Raw genomic sequence first — 20567 nt, forward strand, 5'->3', positions numbered from 1 at the left:
CCGCCGGCATGGGCAGCCACTAGACTGGGCAGCCGTCCAACACCCCGCAGCCGCCTGCATGTCGCTCCCCTTCCGCGCGTCCGTCCTGTGCCTGCTGCTTGCGGCCTGCAGCGCGCCGTCGCAGGACGTCGTTCCCGTGCAGCAGGCGATCGAAGTGGAAGCCGAGGCCAACGACGGCGAATTCATTTCCGCCCCGGTCGAAGTCGTGCCCAAGGCCTACGACGTGCGCAAGGGCACCGACTGGCCGCAGGTGGCGCTGGTGGACGGCATCGCCTCGATCAGCTGCGAGCTCGACTATGCCGGCGCCGGTGACGGCGACGCGCTCACCGACCTGTCGTTCTTCAACGTGGTCGATACGCTCAAGCCCTGCCAGGAGCGCGGCCTGGTGCGCCTGCGCTACGACGGCAAGATCAACGCCGGTTTCCACGCGCTGGTGGAGCGGGTGGCGGTGATCGCCGACCGCATGGAGATCGGCAAGCGCGTGCTCGACATCGATTCCAGCGGCGGCCAGGTGGAAGACGCCATCAAGGCGGGCGACGCGATCGGCGCTTCCGGCTGGACCGTCTGGGTGCGCGAGGGCGCCGCCTGCCACAGCGCCTGCGTGCTGATCCTCGGCGCCGGCGACGTGCGCATGATCTCGGGGCCGGTCGGCATCCACCGCATCATCCGCATGAGCTCCACCGCTACTACGCGCGCCGAGCTCAATTCCGAACTGCAGGCCGTCTACGGCCGGGTCAAGGAATACCTGGAGCGCAACGGCGTGGCGGTGGCGGTGGCCGACCTGATGATGTCGGTGCCCAACCGCAACCTGCGCGTGCTGAGCGCGACCGAGCTGCAGGAATACGGCCTGGACGGCACCAACCCGGCCCAGGACGACCTCGACCGGCTGAAGCTGATGCGCAAGTGCGGCGCGGATTTCGTGCGCCGCCGCGACAGCTTCCAGCGCGCCTTCGACCGCCAGTGCAAGGCGCCCGACACCGACATCGAAGAACTCAACAGCTGCGGCCTGGCGCTGCGCGACTCCTTCAGCTTCCCCGACGAGGCCTGTCCCGACGACAGCCCGATGAGCGAGTTCGACGCCGTGCGCAGCGCGTTCTACCAGCGCCGCGGCGAGAGCACCGATACCGGCGCCAGCGGCACGCACTGAGCGCGCCCGCCGGCTGGCGATCCCGCGCGGAACCTGGTTTCAGGCCAGGAAACCACCCGACTGCCGCTGCCACAGCTGCGCGTACAGGCCGCCGCTGGCGACCAGCTCGGCATGCGTGCCTTCCTCGACGATGCGCCCCTGGTCCATCACCACCAGCCGGTCCATCGCCGCGATCGTCGACAGGCGGTGGGCGATGGCGATCACCGTCTTGCCCTGCATCAGCCGGTAGAGATTGCCCTGGATGGCGGCCTCGACCTCGGAGTCGAGCGCGGACGTGGCTTCGTCCAGCACCAGGATCGGCGCGTCCTTCAGCAGCACGCGCGCCACGGCGATGCGCTGGCGCTGGCCGCCGGACAGCTTGACGCCGCGCTCGCCGACCTGGGCGTCGTAGCCGTGGCGGCCTTCGGGATCGCCGAGTTCGAGGATGAAGTCGTGCGCCTCGGCCTGGCGCGCGGCTTCCACCATCTCGGCCTCGCTGGCATCGGGCCGACCATAGAGGATGTTCTCGCGCACCGAGCGGTGCAGCAGCGAGGTGTCCTGGGTGACCACGCCGATGCGCGCGCGCAGCGTGTCCTGCTGCACGCTGGCGATGTCGATGCCGTCGACCAGGATGCGGCCGCTCTCGACGTCGTGGAAGCGCAGCAGCAGGTTGGCCAGCGTCGACTTGCCGGCGCCCGAGCGGCCGACGATGCCGATCTTCTCGCCCGGGCGCACGTGCAGGTCGAGGTGGTCGATCACGCCGGCACCCTTGCCGTAGTGGAAGCCGACGCCTTCGAAGCGGATGTCGCCGGCCACCGCGCCGAGCTCCGGCGCGCCGGGCGCGTCGTCGACCGTCGGCGGCAGCGAGATCGAACTGATGCCGTCCTGCACGGTGCCGATGTTCTCGAACAGCGCCGACAGCTCCCACATGATCCACTGCGACATGCCCACCATGCGCAACGCCAGGGCGACCGCCACCGCGACCGCGCCGGCACTGATCGCATCACCCAGCCACAGCCACACGCCCACGCCGGCCACCGACGCCAGCAGCAGCATGTTGAGTGCGTAATTGGCCACGCTGACCCGCGTGCCCAGGCGCATCTGCCGGTACACGGTGCCGAGGAAACCCTGCATCGCCTCGCGCGCGTAGGCCTGCTCGCGACGCGAGTGCGAGAACAGCTTGACCACGGCGATGTTGGTGTAGCTGTCGACGATGCGCCCGGTCATGTCCGAGCGCGCGTCGGCCTGCTCGCGCGAGACGCGCTCCATGCGCGGCACGAAGTACCGCATGAGCAGGGCGTAGGCGATGATCCAGCCCGCGAACGGCAGCATCAGCCGCCAGTCGGCCGCGGCGGCGGCGAGCGTCGCGCCGGTGACGTACACCACGATGTACACGCCGACGTCGAGCAGCTTGACCACGGTCTCGCGCACCGCGAGCGAGGTCTGCATCAGCTTGGTGGCGATGCGCCCGGCGAACTCGTCCTGGAAGTAGCCCATCGACTGCCGCAGCAGGTAACGGTGCACGTTCCAGCGGATGCGCATCGGGAAATTGCCGAGCAGCGCCTGGAACTGCACCATCGAATCCAGCAGCACCAGCAGCGGCAGGCCCACCAGCACCAGCCCCGCCATCCACGCCAGCCGCGGGCCTTCCACGGCCAGGAACGTGGCCGGCGTGTGCGCCCCCAGCCGGTCGACCAGCGCGCCCAGGTACACGTACAGCGCGAGCTCCGCGGCGGCGATGGCCGCGCCGAGCAGGGCGAGCGCCACCAGCCAGGGGCCGGCGCCGCGCGTGTAGTGCATGCAGAACGCGATCAGCGTGCGCGGCGGTTGGCGCGGCGGGGTGTCCGGGAACGGATCCAGCCTGCGTTCGAACCAGCCGAGCAGGCCGCGGCGCGTGTCGTCAGCGGCCACCGCCACCTCCACCGCCACCACCGCCGCCGGAAAAGCCGCCTCCGCCGCCACCCGACGCGCTGCCCGGCGGTGACGACGCCGACGCGATCTGCGTGCCCAGGGCACTGCCGACCGACTTGGTGAAGTTGCCGACGCTGCCGAAGTTGCCGCCCTGGTACCAGGCGATGGCCGCGGTGGCGGCGGCGGCGGCCGCGGCACCGACCGCGAGCGTGAACCGGCGCGTCCACGCGTCCTCGACGCCCAGCGCCACCGCATACGGCAGCAGGGCTTCGAAGCGCGCGGCGTCGAGCTGGGGCTCGGGGCCCGCACCGCCGGCGCTCGCGGGCGCGTCCAGTCGCGCCAGGTCGTCCTGTTCGGCCACCGACAGGTAGCGCTTGAAGCCTTCGATCTCGTCGAGGAGCTTGCGTCCCTCGGGCGTGGGCGCGCCGATCACGATGCAGAACGTGATCAGCACCACCAGCGCCAGGCCCAGCGGTACCAGCGCCCACGGCATGCCGCCGCCATCGTTGATCGCGGTCAGCACCAGGGTGGCCGCCACGGTGACGGCGAAGAGGACGCAGGCAATCGCGATGCTGCCGCCGTTGTGCGAGAACATCGCCGGCTGGAAGCGCTTGGCGAACGCCTTGCTGTGGGTGGCGATGGCCGCCTGGATGCGCGTGGCGCTTTCCTTCTTCAGCGCGAGCCTTCCGGCGCTGCCGGGCAGCAGTGCTTCGAGCAGGCGGCGCTCGTCGGCGTTGTCGATCGGTGCCGGGCCGGGATTGCGCTGCAGCGTCCAGGCGTCGCCAAGCGTGCGCTCCTCGCGCTCGATGGTCAGCGCGCCCTTGACCGCGCAGGCCAGCAGCTCCGACGACAGGCAGAGGTTGTCGTAGCTGCGGCGCACCATGTAGCGCAGCGCCGCCGGCGATTCGTCGCGCGGCGGATCGTAGCGGGCGATCACCACGCCGGTCGCGGGATCGCGGCCGATGCGGTTCCAGCGCCGCCAGCAGAATGCCGCCAGCAGCAACAGCCCGGCGAACGCCGCGAGCAGCGACAGGTTGTCGCGCAGCAGCCACCACAGCGTGTCCGAACGCGTCGGCGCCGCCACCACGCCCTTGGGGAACGACAGCACCGTGGTCAGCCCTTCGCGCGGCGGCAGCGGGCGGGTCAAGGTCCAGCGGGCGACGCCGGGCGCGACGATGCGTGCCTCGAAATCACCGCCCTGCGTGCCGTATGCGCCCGAGTAGCCTTCCGCCACCAGGTCGCCCGCGGGCACCGGCGTGGGCAGCCGCACTTCGACGCTGCCGGTTTCAATGGCGAAGTCCCAGCCGTGGCCGATCGCGTTCCAGTACAGCTCGTCATGCCCGGCGAAGAAGCCCACCTGGCGCGTGGTGCGGAAGCGCAGCGTGTACGTGTAGTCGGCGGGGACCGGCAGCAGGTCGTCGTTGCCGGTGTTGATGCGCACGCCGTTGCCGACGCGCTCCGTGAACCATGGTTCGGCGGCGCCATCGCGCGCGACGTCCACCACGTCGAAGCCGACCACGACGTTGTTGCCGTGGCGATCCTTGTAGCGCGTCGGGAAGTCGCGGTAGATGCCGCGGCGGATGTTGTCGCCCTCGGCACGCACGCGGATGCGCTCGACCACGTCGAGGCTGCCGTCGGCGTTGACCTGCACTTCGCTGTCGTAGGCGAGGATGCGTTCCTGTGCCGTCGCGGCGCCAGCGACGACGAGCAGCGCCGCCGCCAGCAGCGCGCGCAGCGTGGACGCCACGCCGCTCATCGCGACAGCTCCACCACCGGTGCCGCGCGACCGCCTTCGGCGGCCTGGAAGAACTCGGCATCGCCGAAGCCGAAGGCGCGCGCCACGACCAGGTCGGGCACGCGCTGCACGCCGTCGTTGAGGTCACGCACCGCGCCGTTGTAGAAGCGCCGCGCGTATTGCAGCTGCTCTTCCACCTCGACCAGTTCGCGCTGCAGCTGCGCGAAGTTCTGGTTGGCCTTGAGGTCGGGGTAGGCCTCGCGCAGCAGCAGCAGGCGGCCGACCGCCTGCTCGAGCGCCTGCTCGAGCGCGCCGAGCTTCGCAGGGCTGGCGACCGCCATCGCCTGCGCGCGCAGCGCGGTGACGGCTTCGAGCAGGGCGCTCTCGTGCCCGGCATAGCCGCGCACCGCGGCGACCAGCTGCGGCACCAGGTCGTGGCGGCGCTGCAGCTGCACGTCGATATCCGCCCAGGCGGTCTTCACCTGGTTGCGCAGGCGCACGAGGCGGTTGAAGGCGAACACCCCCCACGCGACCAGCGCCGCCGCCAGCAGCAGCAGCGCGACGACCGCGGCGGTCACGGCGCGTCGCCCGCCAGCACCGCGATCTCGGTATCGCCCAGCAGCACGTACTGGCCGGCGCGGATCTTGGCGGTCTTGCGGGTTTCCACGGTGCCGTCCACGCGTACCGCGCCGGCGGCCACCAGCGCCTTGCCGGCGCCGCCGCTGTCGCACAGCCCGGCCAGTTTGAGCAGCTGGTTGAGCTCGACGTGCTCGCCCTGGAGTTCGAATTCGATGCGTGGCATGTGCGGTCCGGCGCTGGTTTTCGGAAAGTGGCGAGCCTAGCGCAACCGGGCCGCCATCGGCGTTACCCTGCCGTCAGCCGCGGCACGCCGCCGGGGGGGAGGAGACGCTGCGATGACCACCGAACTGCAGATCCTGGGCTGGGCGATCGTGCTGGGCCTTGTGCACCTGTTCCTCGACGCCACGCTCAAGACCTCGCAGCGCGGACTGGCCTGGAACACCGGCCCCCGCGACGGCGCGATGCCGCCGCTCGAGGGCGTGGCGGGCCGCGTCAACCGCAGCTTCAGCAACTTTCTCGAGACCTTTCCGATGTTCGCCGCCGCGGTGCTGGCGGTGGTCGTGTCGGGGCAGGGCGGGGAGCGCGCCGTGCTCGGTGCGCAGGTCTACTTCTGGGCGCGCGTCGCCTACATCCCGGCATACGCGGCCGGCATTCCCTATGTGCGCAGCCTGATCTGGGGGATCTCGCTGCTCGGCATCCTGATGGTGCTGACCGCGCTGTTCTGAGCGCGCGTCACTCGCGTTCGAAGCGCGCGATCTCGTCGAGGATGCGCTGTCCGCGGCGGATGCCGTCGCCGCCGTCGGCGACGCAGGCATGTGCGTCCGGATCTGTCGCCACATCCAACGCTGCCCGCGCGCGCCGCGAGCGCCAGGCGTACAGCCAGGTGCCCAGCAGTCCGAGCACGCCGATCGCGAGGCTCGCCTGGATCCACACCGGGGTTGCGGCCTGCACGGGGGCCGCGCCCAGCCCCGATACGGCGACCACCACCAGCACCCACATGACCCACCACGGCGCGCCGGCAAGGTTCGAGTTGACGCCATAGAAGCGCAGCAGCCGTGCCATCTGCTGCTGGATGCGCAGCACCGGCGCCGAGTAGTCGATGCTGGCGACGAGGCCCAGCGTGATACCGGCCAGCGCCACCGTCAGCACGCCGAACGCGTGGACGGTGATGCCGCTGGCGAACAGGCCGGCGACCTCCGTGTTGCGCGTCCAGCACGCGACGCCCAGCACCACCAGCGCGACGCCGAGGAGCAGCTGCAGCAGCTGGCCGATGACCAGCGGGCGCAGGCCGCGGCGCGCGCGTTCCAGCCGGGATTCGCGCAGCAGCTGCAGGTCCAGCGCCTGCTGCCGTTCCATCTGCCTGCCGAGCGTTTGCCAGGCCTGCTTGAGGTCGTCGAGTTCCATCGTCCTGCCCATGTCGGTAGCGGTCATGTCAGTGGTGTCCCTGGTTGGCGGCGTGCTCGCGCAGCCGCTGGCGCAGCCTGGAAAGGCGGGTGGTGACGTTGCTGTCGGAGATGCCGAGCACGTCGGCCATCTCGCGCGTGCCGCGCTCCTCGAGGTAGAGCAGGAGGAGTGCGCGATCGAGCGGCGCGAGGGCGGCGATGAAGCCGTGCAGCAGGCGCAGCCCGTCGTCGCGCACCGGGTCGTGGGCGTTGTCGTCGGCGACGTCGTGCAGCGCGTCGTCGAGCGGCACGGCGTGCCGGCGGCGCTGGCCCTCGCCGCGCAGGAACGAGATGCCGACGTTCAGCGCGATCCGGTACATCCAGGTGGAGAACGACCGCGACGCGTCGTAGCGCGGCCACGCGCGCCACAGCTGCGCGGCGATCTCCTGTGCGAGGTCGTCGCGGTCTGCGCCGCGGGCGTAGGTGCCGGCAACCTTGAAGACGATGCCGCGGTGGCGGTCGAGGAGCGCGGCGAAGGCGTCGGCGTCGGTGGCGTGCGTGCTGGCGATGCTGTCCATTCCCGTGCGGCTCCGGCCGCGATCATGCGTGACACCGGGGTGGTTCGCCGCACCGTCGGGTTTGTCACGCCCTAGCGCAGGGGCAGGCGCAGCGGCTGTCCGTCAAGGTCCAGCACCACGCCATCGGCATCGATCGTGCGCACCGTGGCCTCGCCGACGCGGTCGCCTTCCACCAGGCGCTGGCCGTCGACGATCACGAAGCGCCGAGCCGGATCGGCGTTCCACATGTGCATGGTCATCTTCAGCGCCGGCAGGCGCTCGCGCTGGCTGGCGGGGAGTTCGGCGATGCGCGGCAGGTCGTGGGCGGGCGTGGCCGTTGCAGCTGCGGGGCGTGGCGGCAGCGGATCCGCGGGTGCCGGAACCGGTGGTGCGGAAGCGCGCGGGATGTCTGCTACTGCCGTGCTTGCCCGTGGCGTGGCGCCTGGTGTCGGTGCCGGTGCCGGTGGCGGCGTTGCGGCAACGACTGCCTGTGGCTGCGCCGGTACGGGTGCGGGCGCGGGCCGGGGCGCTGGCGCGACGATGCGCTCGACGCGGGGCAGGGTGTCCGTGCCGGCGTCGACGTCGGGCGTCGCCGCAGCGGCTGCCGGGCGTGTATCGCCCCGGGCGAAAAGGTCCTCCGCAGCGGGTGCCGGATCGACGTCATGCAGCACCACGAACGCCAGCGCCGCGGCGGCAGCGACACCGGCGAGCGCAAACCAGGCCCACGCCGGCATGCCGCGACGCGCGCGCGGCGCCAGCGGCGGCAGTTCGACGCGCAGCCCGGGGACTTCGCCGCGGCGGCGCTCGGCTTCGGACTTGCGCAGGGCTTCGAGGATCAGCGACATCGGCGCGCCCTCAATCCAGGGTCCGCGCGAGGCGCGGGCCGGCATCGTTCGCGGCCAGCGCGAACAGTGTTTCGGGCCCGACCACGCCGTCGACTGCGAGGCCACGCGCGCGCTGGAAGCGCAGCACCGATGCGGCCAGGGCGGCATCGAACGCCGCGCCGTCCGCTGCCTGGGCGGCCACGCCTTCAGTCACGAGCTGTGCGCGCAGCCAGTCGACGGCGGCGCCCAGCTGGCCTTGCTCCGGCGCATCGGCAAGCGCCGCCGGCGCGCGCCAGACCGCGGCGTAGCGGCCATTCCACGCCTGCTGCAGGGTTGCGCGGTCGACATCCAGCGTGCGGCCGTCGAGCAGCAGGCGCGCCCTCCCGCCGTCGGACGCCTGCAGCAGCGCCCACGCCTGTCGGCCGTCGGCTTCCAGCTGCAGCAGTGCCGGCCGGCCGATCGCCACCAGGCGGTCGAGGTGTGCATTGCCACGCACGCAGTAGGTGCCGGGTGCGATCACCCGCGCGCAGGCCGACGCCGCGCGCGCGTCGTCCAGCGTGGTGGGCAGGTCCCAGGCGGCAAGCAGCGCCTGCCACGCGCGCTCGTCGCTGCTGCCGGTGCCAGCTGTCTCCGTGTCGCCGTCGGCGCCTTCTGCCGCGCGCCTGCTGGCTGCATCCGCGATGTACGTGGCCAGCGTGGCCGCATCCGCGCCTTGCGCGGCGATTCGCGCAGCCGATGCGTTGTTGGCGGAGACGCCCGTCGCCACGGCCGCGGCGCCCGCAGCTGCCGCCGGCGACGCCGCGCCGTCCACGTCGGCGGCCATGGCGACGGTGCCCGATGCACGCGAAGCATCGTCCGCCGCGTTGACCGCGCGCGGTGCATCCGCGCGCGGCAGCAGCGCGCCCAGCGCGATCGCCAGCACCGCCGCGGCGCCCACGCCTGCGGCCGCCAGCATCCAGCGGCGCGATCGGGCTGTGGCGTGCACCGGCGGTGGCAACGCTTCGCGCGCGGCTTCCTCGACCAGCGCGGCATCGAGCGTGGCGCGGTCACGCGCGTAGCCGGCGAGCAGCGCACGCTCGGCGATCACGTTCACCAGCCGCGGGATGCCGCCGCTGCGCAGGTGGATGCGCTGCACGGCGCCGGCGTCGAACGGGAAATGCTGGCCACCGGCGATGCGGAAGCGATGGCGCAGGTAGTCGGCGGTGCCCGCGGCATCCAGCGGCGTGAGGTGGAAGCGCGCGGTGATGCGCTGCGCCAGCTGGCGCAGGTCCGGGCGCCCGAGCATGTCGCGCAGCTCGGGCTGGCCGATCAGGATCACCTGCAGCAGCTTCTGGGTGTCGGTCTCGAGGTTGGTCAGCAGGCGCACCTGCTCCAGCGTGTCCACCGACAGCGCCTGCGCCTCGTCCACCACCAGCACCACGCGCAGGCCCTGTGCGTAGGCGTCGAGCAGGTGGGCGTTGAGTGCGTCGATGAGCGCCTTGGCGTTGCCGCGGCGCCCGTCGAGGTCGATGCGCAGCTCCTCGCACACCGTTTCCAGCAGCTGCGTCGGATCGACGCGCGGATTGAGCACCAGCGCCACGCGCACGTTGTCCGGCAGCTGCCCGAGCAGCAGCCGGCTGAGCGTGGTCTTGCCGGTGCCGACCTCGCCGGTCAGCTGCACGAAGCCGCCGCCGCCGCCCTGGGTGATGCCGAACATCAGGTGCGCGAGCGCGTCGCGGTGGCGCTCGCCCAGGAACACGAAGCGCGGATCAGGCGTGATCGAGAACGGCGGCTCGGTGAGTCCGTAGTGCGCGAGGTACATGCCTACTCCGTCACGTCCCGCGCTTCGCCGGTGGCCAGCGTCTCCGCATGGCGGATCCGCCGCGGCCGCGCGATGAGCGGGTGCACCAGCACCGCGGCCAGGATGATCGCCACGCCCACGTAGAAGCGCGTCGACAGCTCCTGCTGCTCGGAGAGCAGCACGATCGCCAGCATGATGGCGTAGATCGGCTCCAGGTTCACCGCCAGCTGCGCCGAGAACGCGCTCATGTGGCGCAGCGCCACCAGCGACAGGGCGAACGGGAACAGCGTGCAGGCGAAGGCCAGCAGCAGCAGGTAGCCGGCATCGTGCGCGCCGGGCAGCACGAACAGGGGCCCGGCCAGCGCCGGGAACACCAGCGGCATCAAGGGCGCCAGCACGGTCAGCGCGATGGTGCCGGCACCCAGCTCCACCGCGGTCACGGTCAGCGGGTCGGCATGGTCCACCAGGCGCTTGTTGAGCGAGCCGAACAGCGCCACGAACAGCGCCGACACCGCGCCCACCAGCACGCCGATGCGCATGTCGTCGGGGATGCCGCCGACCACCAGCGCCACGCCCGGCAGCACGGCGACGCCGAGCGCGAGTTCGGCGCGCGAGAATTTCCGATGTGCGAGTTTCGGTTCGATCATCGCCACGAACACCGTGGCGAACGCCATGCAGGTCGCCGCCACCGACGCGTTCGACAGCTTGATGGCGCCGTAGAACGTGAGCCAGTGCAGGGCCACCAGCACGCCGATCCCGGCATACGACAGCAGCAGCCGGCGCGGCATGGCGCGCAGCCCGCGCCACACGCGCGGCACCAGCAGCAGGGTCGCGGCCACCAGCAGCATCCGCCACCACACCAGCGGCAGCGCCTGCAGCGTGATCACCTTGCCGAGGATCGCGGTGAAGCCCCACAGCAGGACACAGAGGTGGATCTGCCAGTGGGCCTTGGCGCTGGGAGTCATCGGAAACGGGCGGCGGAGTGGGGTCGGGCAGTGTGCGCGAGAAGTGCTCAGCTGGCGAGGCGGCGCTGCGCACGCGCCAGCCACGCGCCGTTGGCGCTCCAGGCGAGGGCGATCACGGTGCCCAGCACCATCGCCACCGCCGGCTGCTGCGCGACCATGTCGATGCCCGCCTTGACCCAGCCGCTGACCGCATCGGCGCCGCGGTAGACCACGGTGTCGTTGAAGTTCTTGGCCTTGTACTTGGCCTCCGCCGGCACGACCGTGTACAGCATTTCGCGGCCAGGGCGCACGAACGCGTACTCGCCCGCGCGGCGCACCACCATCACCACCGCCAGCACCGCGAACGTCGGGGCGAAGGCCAGCCACAGGAAGCCCAAGGCCACCACCACCGGCACCGCCACCAGCAGCGCGCCGACGCCCAGGGTGCGCGCCACGCGGCCGGTGATGAACAGCTGCGACAGGATCGCCAGCGCCTGCACCACGGTGTCGATGATGCCGAACACACGGGTCTGGTCGGTGGGGTCGGGGAAGCGAGCTTCCACCAGCCGCGCCTGTTCGAAGTACAGGAACGTGGTGACGCTGGCCAGCAGCACCACGAACACCGCGATGCCGAGCAGGTACGGCGACCGGAACACGTCGGTGGCGCCTGCCAGCGGGCTGCCGCCGAGCGGGCGCTGGCGCTGCAGGTCCGACGCATCGTCGAGCGGGCGTGCATCGCGCCAGCGATGCAGGTGGCGTGCCGCGACGGTCGATGCCAGCAGCAGCAGCGCGGCCACCAGCACCAGGCCGGAGTGACCCAGCACGCCGACCAGGAACACGCCCGCCAGCGGCCCGACCAGTCCGCCCAGGCTGGCGCCGGCGGCCATCAGCGCGAACAGGCGCTTGGCCTGCGCGGTGGTGAACACATCGACGAGCACGCTCCAGCCGACCGAAATCGCCACCAGGTTGAACACCGACAGCCAGATGTAGAACGCACGCGCGATCCACGGATCGCCCGGCCACAGCGCGAACGCGAGCGCGAACAGCAGCAGGTTGGCGGTGAAGAAGCCATACACCCAGTACAGGATGCGTCGCCGCCGCACGCGGCCCGCGATCCAGCCGAACAGCGGCATCACTGCAAGCGTGGCCACGAACGTGCCGGTGAACAGCCACTGCAGGTTGCGCACGCCGCCGGCGATACCCATGGTCTCGCGCACCGGCCGCAGCATGAAATACCCGGCGAACAGCAGGAAGAACAGCGCGAAGCCGGCGATCACCGCGCCGGCCTCGTCCTCCTGCACGTCGAATGCACGGCCCAGCCAGCGGGCGATGGGCGCCGCCATCAGATGAAGATCGCGACCACTTCGTCCTGCTGCGCCTGCGTCAGCAGCGCGCCGTGCCCGGCCTTGAGCTGGTCCGCCTGGCGTTCGGGCTTGCCGGTGGCCGGGATGACCACGGTGACCGCCGGATGGCTGATCACGAACTTGAGGAACATCTGCGCCCACGAGTCGACGCCGGCTTCCGCCGCCCAGCCCGGCAGCGCCCGACCGCCCACCTCGGCGAACAGCTTTCCGTCCTCGAAGGCGCGGTTGATCATCACCGCGACGCCCTGGTCGCGCGCCGCGGGCAGCAGCGTCGACGCCGCGGCCGGCGAGCCGACCGAGTAGTTCACCTGGATGAAGTCCGGCTTCTCGGCGGTCATCGCCTGCAGCAGGTCGGCGTGGCGGTTGTCCTGGAAATGGGTGAGTCCGATGTACTTCACCAGGCCCTGCGCCTTGAGCTCGCGTGCGAACGGCATGGCCTCGGCCAGGTTGCGCAGGTTGTGGATGGCAAGCAGCTCCACCTTGCCGGTGCGCAGCCGGCGCAGCGAATCCGCCCACTGCGCTTCGAGCGCGGGGCGGGTGTCGGCGGCGAGCTTGGTGGCGAGGAAGCAGCGCTCGCGCCAGCCGCCTTCATCGAGCAGCGCGCCCACGACGTCTTCGGCATTGCCGTAGTTGGGCGAGGTGTCGATCACGCTGCCGCCGCCTTCGAAGAAGATCCGCACGACCTCCTTGAGCGCGCTGTATTCCGGCGACGCGAGCGGCACCTCGTAGCTGCCGGAGGTGCCGGCGCCGATCACGGGGAGCAGTTCGCCGGTGGACGGAATGGGGCGGGCGAGCATGGCGCCGGCTGCAGCGGCAGCGCCCTGCGCCGTGCCCCTGGCCGGGGTGCCTGCGCCTGCACCGGTGTCGCGGCTGCAGGCGACCAGCGGCGCAAGTGCGAGGCCGGTGGCGGCGAGCGAGGCGGCGGACAGGAATTCGCGGCGGGATGGCATATCGACTTCTCCTGCGGTGCGGGCTGTGCCCGGATGCTTTCAAAGGATCGGCCAATCACATCCAGCGGCCAGTCCCATCGGTCACTGCAGGCGCGCGGACGGCAGGCGCGCGCCCGGGTCAGCTTTGTGCAAGCAGCGCGTGCAGCGCCATCGCCGCAGCCGGATTGCGTTCCTTGGCCGCGCCAATGAAGAACACGAAGACCTCGCGCCGCACCGCCGCGCCGCCCGCGGATCCGATGCGCGGAAGGTCATCGGGCTCGCCGCCGGCGGCCCATTCCCGCGCGCGCGCCGCCCAGCGCACGAGCTCGGCGCGCGGATAACCGGTGGCCAGTTCCGCACGCGCGCGCATCAATCGCGCATAGACGAAGCCGGCGGTCACGTCCGCGAACGAGGGGTGTTCTTCGGAGTCGGTGAACACCGTGGCCATGCCATGTTCGCGCGCCAGCGCGATGTAGCCGTCGTCGACGAAGTCCGGGTCGCGCACGTCGAGCACGTGGCGCAGCGTGCGGCCACCGGTTTCGCGCGGCAGCAGTGCGAGGAACGCGGCGAAATCGTCGCGGTCGCGGGGCTTGCCCTGGTCGAACTGCCAGAGCAGCGGGCCAAGGCGGTCGCCGAGCTCGGCAATGCCGCCGATGAAATCCTCGATCTGGGGACCCGCCTTGGCCAGCGTGCGCGACTGCACGATGCGCATCGGCGCCTTGGCCGTGAACACGAACCCGGGCGGGGTTTCATCGCGCCATTTCGCATACGTCGCCGGCTTCTGCGCGCCGTAGTACGTGCCGTTGACCTCGATGGCGGACAGCTGGCGGCTGGCGTACTCCAGCTCGCGACGCTGCACCAGGCCCTTGGGGTAGAAGTTGTCGCGCCATGGCGCGTACGTCCAGCCGCCAATGCCGGTGCGGATGCCGTCGACCGGCGTGATCGCGTTGTCGGGGGACAGGTCCATCCTGTGGCCTTGCGCGACGTCGGCGTCGATACTGGCGCGAGTCCATGCCGGTGTCCATGAATGCGCAAGTCCACCATCGTCCTCTTCTCGCTGCTGCTGTTCTCCGTGCCTGGCACGCACGCCCGGGACGCCGCCGATGCGGCGGCGCCGATCGCAGGCCTGGATGCGCATGTTGAAGCGGTGCGCAAGCGCTTCGATGTGCCGGGCATCGCGGTGGCGGTGGTCAAGGACGGCGAGGTCGTGCTGGTGCGCGGCTATGGCGTGCGCGAGGTGGGCAAGCCGGAGCCGGTCGACGGCGACACCCTGTTCGCGATCGCCTCGATCACCAAGGGCTTCACCTCCGCGGCGCTGTCGATCCTGGCCGACGAGGGCAAGCTGTCGCTCGACGACCGCGTCATCGACCACCTGCCGTGGTTCCGCATGGCCGATGCCTACATCACCCGCGAGATGCGCGTGCGCGACCTGCTGGTGCACCGCAGCGGCCTGGGCCTGGGCGCGGGCGACCTGCTGTTCTGGCCGCCCACGCAGTACGCGACGCGCGAAGTGGTGGAGCGCCTGGCGCACGTGCCGATCAGCGGCGGCTTCCGCGAGCGCTACGCCTACGACAATGTGCTGTACGCGGTGGCGCAGCTGGTGATCGAAGAGGTGTCCGGGCAGGCGTATGGCGATTTCGTCCAGCAGCGCCTGTTCGCACCGGTGGGCATGCACGCCAGCCGCATCAACAGCGATGCGCTGCGGCCATCGGACCGCAACGTCGCCAGCGGCCACGCACGCCCCGGCTTCGAAGGTGCGCCGGTGCCGGTGCCGCGCATGGCGTGGGCCAACAACTCCGCGGCCGGCGGCATCTATTCCAGCGCCCGCGACATGGCGCAGTGGATGCGCGTGCAGCTTGCCGGCGGGGTGCTCGCGGGCGAGGGCGACGGCGCGACGCGACTGTTCAGTGAAAAGCGCCAGCGCGAGATGTGGTCGCTGGTGACGCCGATCACCATCCGCCCGCCGGCGGTGCCGGAGCTTGCCGCCGCCACGCCGCAGTTTTCCGGCTATGGCGAGGCCTGGAGCGTCAGCGACTACCGCGGCCGCAAGCTGGTCTGGCACACCGGCGGCTGGCCGGGGATGGTGTCGCGGCTGACGCTGGTGCCGGAGCTCGGCCTGGGCGTGGTGGTGCTGACCAGCCAGGAGGTCGGTGCCGCGTTCAACGCGGTCACCATGCAGGTGCTGGATGCCTACCTCGAAGCGCCACCAACCGACTGGATCGCCGCGTATGCCGCGGCGGTGGAGAAGGCGCGCGGCGGTGCGGACGACGACTGGAAGAAGCATCTCGCGGCACGGGACGCGACGTCCAGACCGTCACTGCCGTTGCGCGGCTATGCCGCGACGTATCGCGACCCGTGGTACGGCGATGTGGTCGTCGCGGAGGGTCGCAAGGGCCTGGAGCTGCGTTTCGCGAAGACCCCGCAGCTGGTCGGCACCCTGGAGCACTGGCAGCACGACACGTACATCGTGCGCTGGCACGACCGCGCCCTCAACGCCGACGCCTTCGTCGACTTCAGCCTCGACCATGACGGCAAGGTGCGCGAGGTGCGGATGGAAGCCGTGTCGCCGCTGACCGATTTCAGCTTCGACTTCCACGACCTGCGGCTGGTGCCGGTCGCGGGAAAGTAGGCCACGACACTGCCGAGTGCCCCCGGAGCAGGGGGCACTCGATGTCATCGCGTTACTGGATCGGCTCGTCCAGCAGCAGCTGCCGCGCGAAGCGCACCGGCGGCGCGCCCTGGGCGAGCACGCGGTCGTGGTAGCGCTTGAGGTCGAAGGCGTCGCCTTCCTTCGCTTCCACCGCGCGGCGCATGTCGAAGTGCTCCTGCGCGCCGACGAAGTAGGTCGCCAGCTGCGTGGATGACAGCTGGGCGCGGATCCACTTGCCGTCGGCCTCGCTCTGCTGCTGGAAGGTCTGGCGCACCATCAGGTCCATCGCCTGCTCCTTCGTCCAGTTCTCCACGTGCACGCCCTGGTCGAGGATCGCGTTGGCCACCGCGCGCGCGTAGAACTTCAGCTGCATGAGGCGGAACAGCGGGTCGTTGTCGAGGTAGCCGGCGTCGGCAACAACGCGCTCGGTGTAGACCGCCCAGCCTTCGGCGAACGGACCCGAACGCATCACCGCGCGCAGCGTCGACGGATGGTTGGCGGAGTGCGCGCCCTCGAGGTAATGGCCGGGCATCGCCTCGTGGATGCTGAGCACGTGGATCAGGCGCTTGTTGTACTCGCGCAGGAACGAATCGACCTGGCTGTCGCTCCACTCGTCGGGGATCGGCGAGATCGCGTAGTAGGTGTCGAGGCCCTTGTCGAGCGGGCCGGGCGAGTCGCAGTAGGCGACCGAAAAGCCGCGCTGGAACTCCGGCATCAGGATGATCTTCACCGGATCGTCGGGCACCGTGACCAGGTCCTTGGCGCGCACGAACTTCGTGGCTTCATCCAGCGTGTACTTGGCGAAGTCCACGACCTCGTCGCGCGCCGGCTTGTCGGCGTAGCCGAACTCCAGCGCCGCCTCGATCGCGGCCTGGCGCTGGTCGTCATCGGGCGCGGCCGGCGTGGCCGGCGCACCGGGCTTGTCCTTCAGCACGACCTGGGCGATGGCGTACATCTCGTCGCGCACGCGTGCGAGCTCCGCCGTGGCGCGGTCGTGGATCTCCTGCCGCGACAGCGAGGAGTTGAGCGAGAACTTCAGCTTCTGGTCGTAGCGCTCCGCACCGATGCGGAACTCCCCCTTCGCGTTCGGCACGAGCGTGCCGTCGAGCCACTTCTGGTGCTCCTCCACCGCCTTGCGCAGCGTGGCGACGCCGGCGTCCAGGCGCGCACGGTCGGCACCGGCGAGCTGGTCGGCGTTGGGGGTGATGAAGGTGTCGACCAGGGTCAGCACGCCCTTGTTCTGCCTCGCCACGGTTTCCGCGTGGGTCTTCGGCACGCGTGCCGGGTCGAGGTTCTCGCGGGCCTGCGCCAGCAGCACGGGGATCTTCTCCATGCGCACGGCGGCGGACTTCAGGCGCTCGGGCATCGGCGCGAACTCGCGCGCCATCAGGTTGTAGATCGCGCCGCCGGCCAGGCCGCTGTACACCTGCGGATCCCAGGCCCAGCTCTGCATGGTTTCCATGTCCCACAGCGTGCCTTCCAGCGCGTTGCGCAGGATCAGCGCGTCGACCTGGTTCTCGCGCGACAGCGCCGAGGCATCGACCTTGTCGAGGTCGGCGAGCAGCGCGCGTGCCCAGTCGATCGACTTCTGGCGGCCCGCGGCGCTGAGGTCGTCGACCTCGGTATCGAAACGATGGTCGCCGACCTGCGTCGCCGAGATCGGGCTGAGCGCCATGCCCTCGTCGAGGAAGCGCGCCGACAGCGCGGCAAACGCCGCGTCCTGGGCGTTGCTGGTGGCCTGCGTGGCGGCGGCGTCGGTGCCGATGGGCGTCGAGGGCGCCGGGGCCTGGCAGGCGGCGAGCGCCAGGGCGAGGAGGGAAGTGGCAAGCAGCGGACGGGACATGCGGTGGACCTCGGGGCGGCAAAGTTGGGCAGCATAAGGCTGCCGACCCGCGACGCGCATCAGCCGATGGTTTACCTTCTGGCGCCAGGGAAGGGGAGCGGCCATGGGGGGAACGAACAGGCGATCGCGGGGCGGGCGCGTCGCTGCCCGGCGTCGGGCGGGGGCGTGGCGCGCGGTGCTGGCGGTCGTGCTGCCGATCGGCGCAGCCACCGCGGTACCGCCGACGGACGAAGCCCTGCTGCGCCGCGCCGAATATCTCGACGTCACGATCTCGCCGCGCGGCGACTACCTGGCGATGCGGCTGCCGTTCGATGACCGCACCGTGCTCGCGATCGTGCGCCGCGCCGATGGCACCACCACCGCCACGATCGACCCCGGGAAGGAGGGCTACGTCGATGCCACCGCCTGGGTGGGCGACGAACGACTGTTTGCCACGTGGTCCCGCAAGTTCGGCAACGTGGCCGAGCCCTACAGCATGTGGTCGTTGCAGAGCATCGACGTCGACGGCAGCAATCGTCGTGCATTCCACGGCAGCGTGGTCGATCCGATGGTCCACGACCAGGAACGCGTGCTGGTGGCGGAGTGCGTCAAGGTCTTGAGTGGCGCGTGCCAGACCCGCCTGCGCGAGGCCAGCACGACCGGCCGCGGCAAGCTGCGCGACATCGTGGATGGCCCGGTGCCGGATGCGAATTTCGTCACCGACCGGACCGGGCGGCCGATCTTCGCCCATGCCACCGATGATGACGACATCCAGCGCACGTTCCTGCGTCGCGGCGATGCGTGGGTCGCGGTCAACGACGAGTCCACCTCCGGGGTCGAGGTGTTTCCGATCGGCGCCAGCCACGACCTGCGCCATGGTTACCTGTGGTCGGAGCGCTTGGCGGGGCCGGATGTCATCGAGCGGATCGACCTGCAAACCGGGGCCCGCGACGTCGTGGCCAGTGACCCAGAACTGACCCCGGCCATGCTGGTGCATTCGTTCGACCGCAGCGAAGTGATCGGCGTGCAGGTCGGCACGGGCGTGCCCGCGCTGCGCTTCTTCGATGAGACGCATCCGCACGCGCAGCTGTATCGCGAGCTTGCCAGCGCATTCCCGGAAGACCGCGTGCTGGTGAGCAGCGCCACGCGCGATGGTCGGAAGGCCGTCGTCCACGTCTCGGGCGACCGCGAGCCGGGCACCTTCCACCTTCTCGACGTCGCCACCGGTGACCTCAGCCTGCTGGTACGCAGCCGCCATTGGCTGCAGCGCGACACGCTCGCGCGACAGGTGCCGGTCACCATCCCGGCGCGCGACGGCGTGGTGTTGCACGGTTACCTCACGCGACCCCTCGCCGCCGCCGACGCGCCCCTGGTGGTGCTGGTCCACGGCGGTCCTTTCGGCGTTTCCGACGCCTGGGGCTTCGACGAGGAAGTGCAGATGCTCGCGGCGCGCGGTTACGCCGTGCTGCAGGTCAATTTCCGTGGCTCCGGCGGTCGCGGCCGCGCCTTCATCGAGTCCGGCTACCGGCAATGGGGTGGCCGCATGCAGGACGACCTGAGCGATTCAACGCGGTGGGCGCAGTCGCAGCCGGGCATCGATCCGCGCCGTGCCTGCATCTGGGGAGCGAGCTACGGAGGGTACGCGGCGGTCATGGCCACGGTGCGACAGCCGGACATGTACGCCTGTGCCATCGGGGTCTCCGGGCCCTACAACCTGCCGACCATGTACGCGTGGGGTGATACCCGACGCTCGCGCTGGGGCAAGGGCCGGCTTGAAACGACCCTGGGTCGGGACGGCGCGGCGCTGGTCGAAAACTCGCCCACGCAGCATGCCGCGCGGATCCAGGTGTCGCTGCTGCTGGTGCAGGGTGGTCGCGACGAACGCGTGCCGCCACAGCACCTGCGCGAGATGCGGCGCGCGCTGGATGACGCCCGCAGGGCGTACGAGGTGTACCTGCCGCGCGAGGAAACGCACGGATTCTTCTCGGACACCGCACGCAGGGAGTACTACCGCCGGGTGTTCGCGTTCCTGGGGAAGCATCTCCCAACCGGCGAGGGCGCGGCCGCCACGGCGATGCCATATGGTGGCGGCTCCACGGACGAGCGAGAAGGACGATGACGGCACGCTGCAACCTGCTTGATTCCAGGCGAGTGCGCTGGTTGGCGTTGCCCCTGGTCGCGATGCTCGCGGCTTGTGGTGCGCAGGACGCGTCACGGTCGGAGGCGATGGACTACGGCGCCGCCTCGGCACCGGCACCGATGGCGGATGCTGCAGCGCCCGCGGCGGGCGGGCAGGAATTCCTCGCCTACGAGCACAGCGCCGGCATCTCGCTGGCCCCCGACGCGATCCAGCCGCGGCTGCGCGAGGCACAGGCGGCATGCAACGACGGGCGCTTCGGTGCGTGCGTGGTGCTCAACCTGTCGCAGCAGGGCGGCGACTATCCCAGCGCCAGCCTGGGGGTGCGCATCGTGCCGGAAGGCGTGGAGCCGATGATCGCGCTGGCCAGCGCGGGCGCGGAGCTCGGCCATCGCAGCACCCACGCCGAGGATCTCGCCGTGGTGGTGCGCGACAACGCGCTGGCCGCGGAGCGCCTGCGCAACGAGCGTGCGCGGCTGCAGGAGTTCCAGGCGCGCCGCGACCTGGCGGTGGCCGACATGATCGCGCTGTCGCAGCGGCTGGCCGAGACCGAGGCCGCGCTGGAAGCCATCGAGCAGCAAGCCGCACAGCATCGCCGGCGCATCGACACCCAGCTGCTGACGATCAATTTCCAGGCCACCCGCACCCAGCAGGGACGCAACGAGGTCGCGCTCGCGGTGCGCGACATCGGCGCCACCCTGGCAACCGGCACGGCGTGGACGATCCGCGCGGCGGCGTTCCTGCTGCCACTCGTGGCCGTGCTCGGGATCCTGCTGGTGCTGCTGCGTCGCTGGCGCCGCCGCCGCAAGGGCTGACCGCCGCTGGCG

18 protein-coding genes are annotated in these 20567 nt (G+C 71.0%); 5 read left to right on the plus strand and 13 right to left on the minus strand.

Features of this window, described 5'->3' with window-relative positions; genetic code table 11:
* Positions 1 to 58: 58 nt before the first annotated feature.
* Positions 59 to 1147: a hypothetical protein gene (locus JGR64_RS03925; protein WP_199375261.1), complete on the plus strand. Its 1089-nt coding sequence runs from the start codon at positions 59 to 61 to the stop codon at positions 1145 to 1147.
* 39 nt (positions 1148 to 1186) lie between these two features.
* On the opposite strand, the gene JGR64_RS03930 is transcribed toward JGR64_RS03925, so the two are convergent.
* The 4 genes from JGR64_RS03930 to JGR64_RS03940 are packed head-to-tail and all read right to left on the minus strand — an operon-like array spanning position 1187 to position 5574.
* Positions 1187 to 3010: an ABC transporter ATP-binding protein gene (locus JGR64_RS03930; RefSeq protein WP_233348405.1), complete on the minus strand. Its 1824-nt coding sequence runs from the start codon at positions 3008 to 3010 to the stop codon at positions 1187 to 1189.
* Between the two features lie 16 nt (positions 3011 to 3026).
* Positions 3027 to 4793, minus strand: a complete 1767-nt coding sequence (locus JGR64_RS13835) for a DUF2207 domain-containing protein (RefSeq protein WP_233348378.1) — start codon at positions 4791 to 4793, stop codon at positions 3027 to 3029.
* Complete coding sequence (locus JGR64_RS03935) at positions 4790 to 5350, minus strand: LemA family protein (RefSeq protein WP_199375263.1); 561 nt, start codon at positions 5348 to 5350, stop codon at positions 4790 to 4792. The genes JGR64_RS13835 and JGR64_RS03935 overlap by 4 nt, the downstream gene beginning before the upstream one ends.
* Positions 5347 to 5574, minus strand: a complete 228-nt coding sequence (locus tag JGR64_RS03940) for an RNA-binding S4 domain-containing protein (protein WP_199375264.1) — start codon at positions 5572 to 5574, stop codon at positions 5347 to 5349. The genes JGR64_RS03935 and JGR64_RS03940 overlap by 4 nt, the downstream gene beginning before the upstream one ends.
* A gap of 112 nt (positions 5575 to 5686) precedes the next feature.
* On the opposite strand from JGR64_RS03940, the gene JGR64_RS03945 reads away from it, so the two are divergent.
* Positions 5687 to 6076: an MAPEG family protein gene (locus tag JGR64_RS03945; protein ID WP_199375265.1), complete on the plus strand. Its 390-nt coding sequence runs from the start codon at positions 5687 to 5689 to the stop codon at positions 6074 to 6076.
* 7 nt (positions 6077 to 6083) lie between these two features.
* Here JGR64_RS03945 and JGR64_RS03950 read toward each other — a convergent pair whose 3' ends face one another.
* From JGR64_RS03950 to JGR64_RS03985, 8 genes are all read right to left on the minus strand, one after another.
* On the minus strand, positions 6084 to 6782 hold the full coding sequence (locus JGR64_RS03950; RefSeq protein WP_199375266.1) for a hypothetical protein: 699 nt from the start codon (positions 6780 to 6782) through the stop codon (positions 6084 to 6086).
* A gap of 1 nt (position 6783) precedes the next feature.
* Positions 6784 to 7311, minus strand: a complete 528-nt coding sequence (locus JGR64_RS03955) for a sigma-70 family RNA polymerase sigma factor (RefSeq protein ID WP_199375267.1) — start codon at positions 7309 to 7311, stop codon at positions 6784 to 6786.
* Between the two features lie 71 nt (positions 7312 to 7382).
* Positions 7383 to 8135, minus strand: coding sequence for a general secretion pathway protein GspB (locus JGR64_RS03960; protein WP_199375268.1), 753 nt, complete (start codon positions 8133 to 8135; stop codon positions 7383 to 7385).
* A 10-nt stretch (positions 8136 to 8145) separates the two neighbouring features.
* The gene (locus JGR64_RS03965) at positions 8146 to 9915 is read right to left on the minus strand and encodes an ExeA family protein (protein ID WP_199375269.1); all 1770 of its coding nucleotides are present in this window, start codon (positions 9913 to 9915) and stop codon (positions 8146 to 8148) included.
* Positions 9916 to 9917: 2 nt separating this feature from the next.
* Complete coding sequence (locus JGR64_RS03970; RefSeq protein WP_199375270.1) at positions 9918 to 10859, minus strand: DMT family transporter; 942 nt, start codon at positions 10857 to 10859, stop codon at positions 9918 to 9920.
* 47 nt (positions 10860 to 10906) lie between these two features.
* Entirely contained in the window at positions 10907 to 12181 is a 1275-nt protein-coding gene (locus tag JGR64_RS03975; RefSeq protein WP_199375271.1) for an MFS transporter, read from the minus strand.
* A complete protein-coding gene (locus JGR64_RS03980; protein WP_199375272.1) occupies positions 12181 to 13152 on the minus strand; it encodes an aldo/keto reductase in 972 nt (323 codons plus the stop codon). The genes JGR64_RS03975 and JGR64_RS03980 overlap by 1 nt, the downstream gene beginning before the upstream one ends.
* A gap of 118 nt (positions 13153 to 13270) precedes the next feature.
* Complete coding sequence (locus JGR64_RS03985) at positions 13271 to 14098, minus strand: DUF72 domain-containing protein (protein WP_199375273.1); 828 nt, start codon at positions 14096 to 14098, stop codon at positions 13271 to 13273.
* 60 nt (positions 14099 to 14158) lie between these two features.
* Between JGR64_RS03985 and JGR64_RS03990 the strand changes: the two genes are divergently transcribed.
* Positions 14159 to 15760, plus strand: coding sequence for a serine hydrolase (locus tag JGR64_RS03990; RefSeq protein WP_199375274.1), 1602 nt, complete (start codon positions 14159 to 14161; stop codon positions 15758 to 15760).
* A 52-nt stretch (positions 15761 to 15812) separates the two neighbouring features.
* On the opposite strand, the gene JGR64_RS03995 is transcribed toward JGR64_RS03990, so the two are convergent.
* Entirely contained in the window at positions 15813 to 17624 is a 1812-nt protein-coding gene (locus JGR64_RS03995) for a DUF885 domain-containing protein (RefSeq protein WP_199375275.1), read from the minus strand.
* Between the two features lie 187 nt (positions 17625 to 17811).
* Here JGR64_RS03995 and JGR64_RS04000 point away from each other — a divergent pair, with 187 nt between their 5' ends.
* Together JGR64_RS04000 and JGR64_RS04005 are read left to right on the plus strand one after the other, a co-directional pair.
* Positions 17812 to 19722, plus strand: coding sequence for an alpha/beta fold hydrolase (locus JGR64_RS04000; protein ID WP_199375276.1), 1911 nt, complete (start codon positions 17812 to 17814; stop codon positions 19720 to 19722).
* Complete coding sequence (locus tag JGR64_RS04005) at positions 19719 to 20555, plus strand: DUF4349 domain-containing protein (RefSeq protein ID WP_199375277.1); 837 nt, start codon at positions 19719 to 19721, stop codon at positions 20553 to 20555. Before JGR64_RS04000 ends, JGR64_RS04005 begins: the two co-directional genes overlap by 4 nt.
* Positions 20556 to 20567: the final 12 nt, after the last annotated feature.

It is taken from the genome of Luteimonas sp. MC1572, assembly GCF_016615815.1.
Lineage (GTDB): Bacteria > Pseudomonadota > Gammaproteobacteria > Xanthomonadales > Xanthomonadaceae > Luteimonas.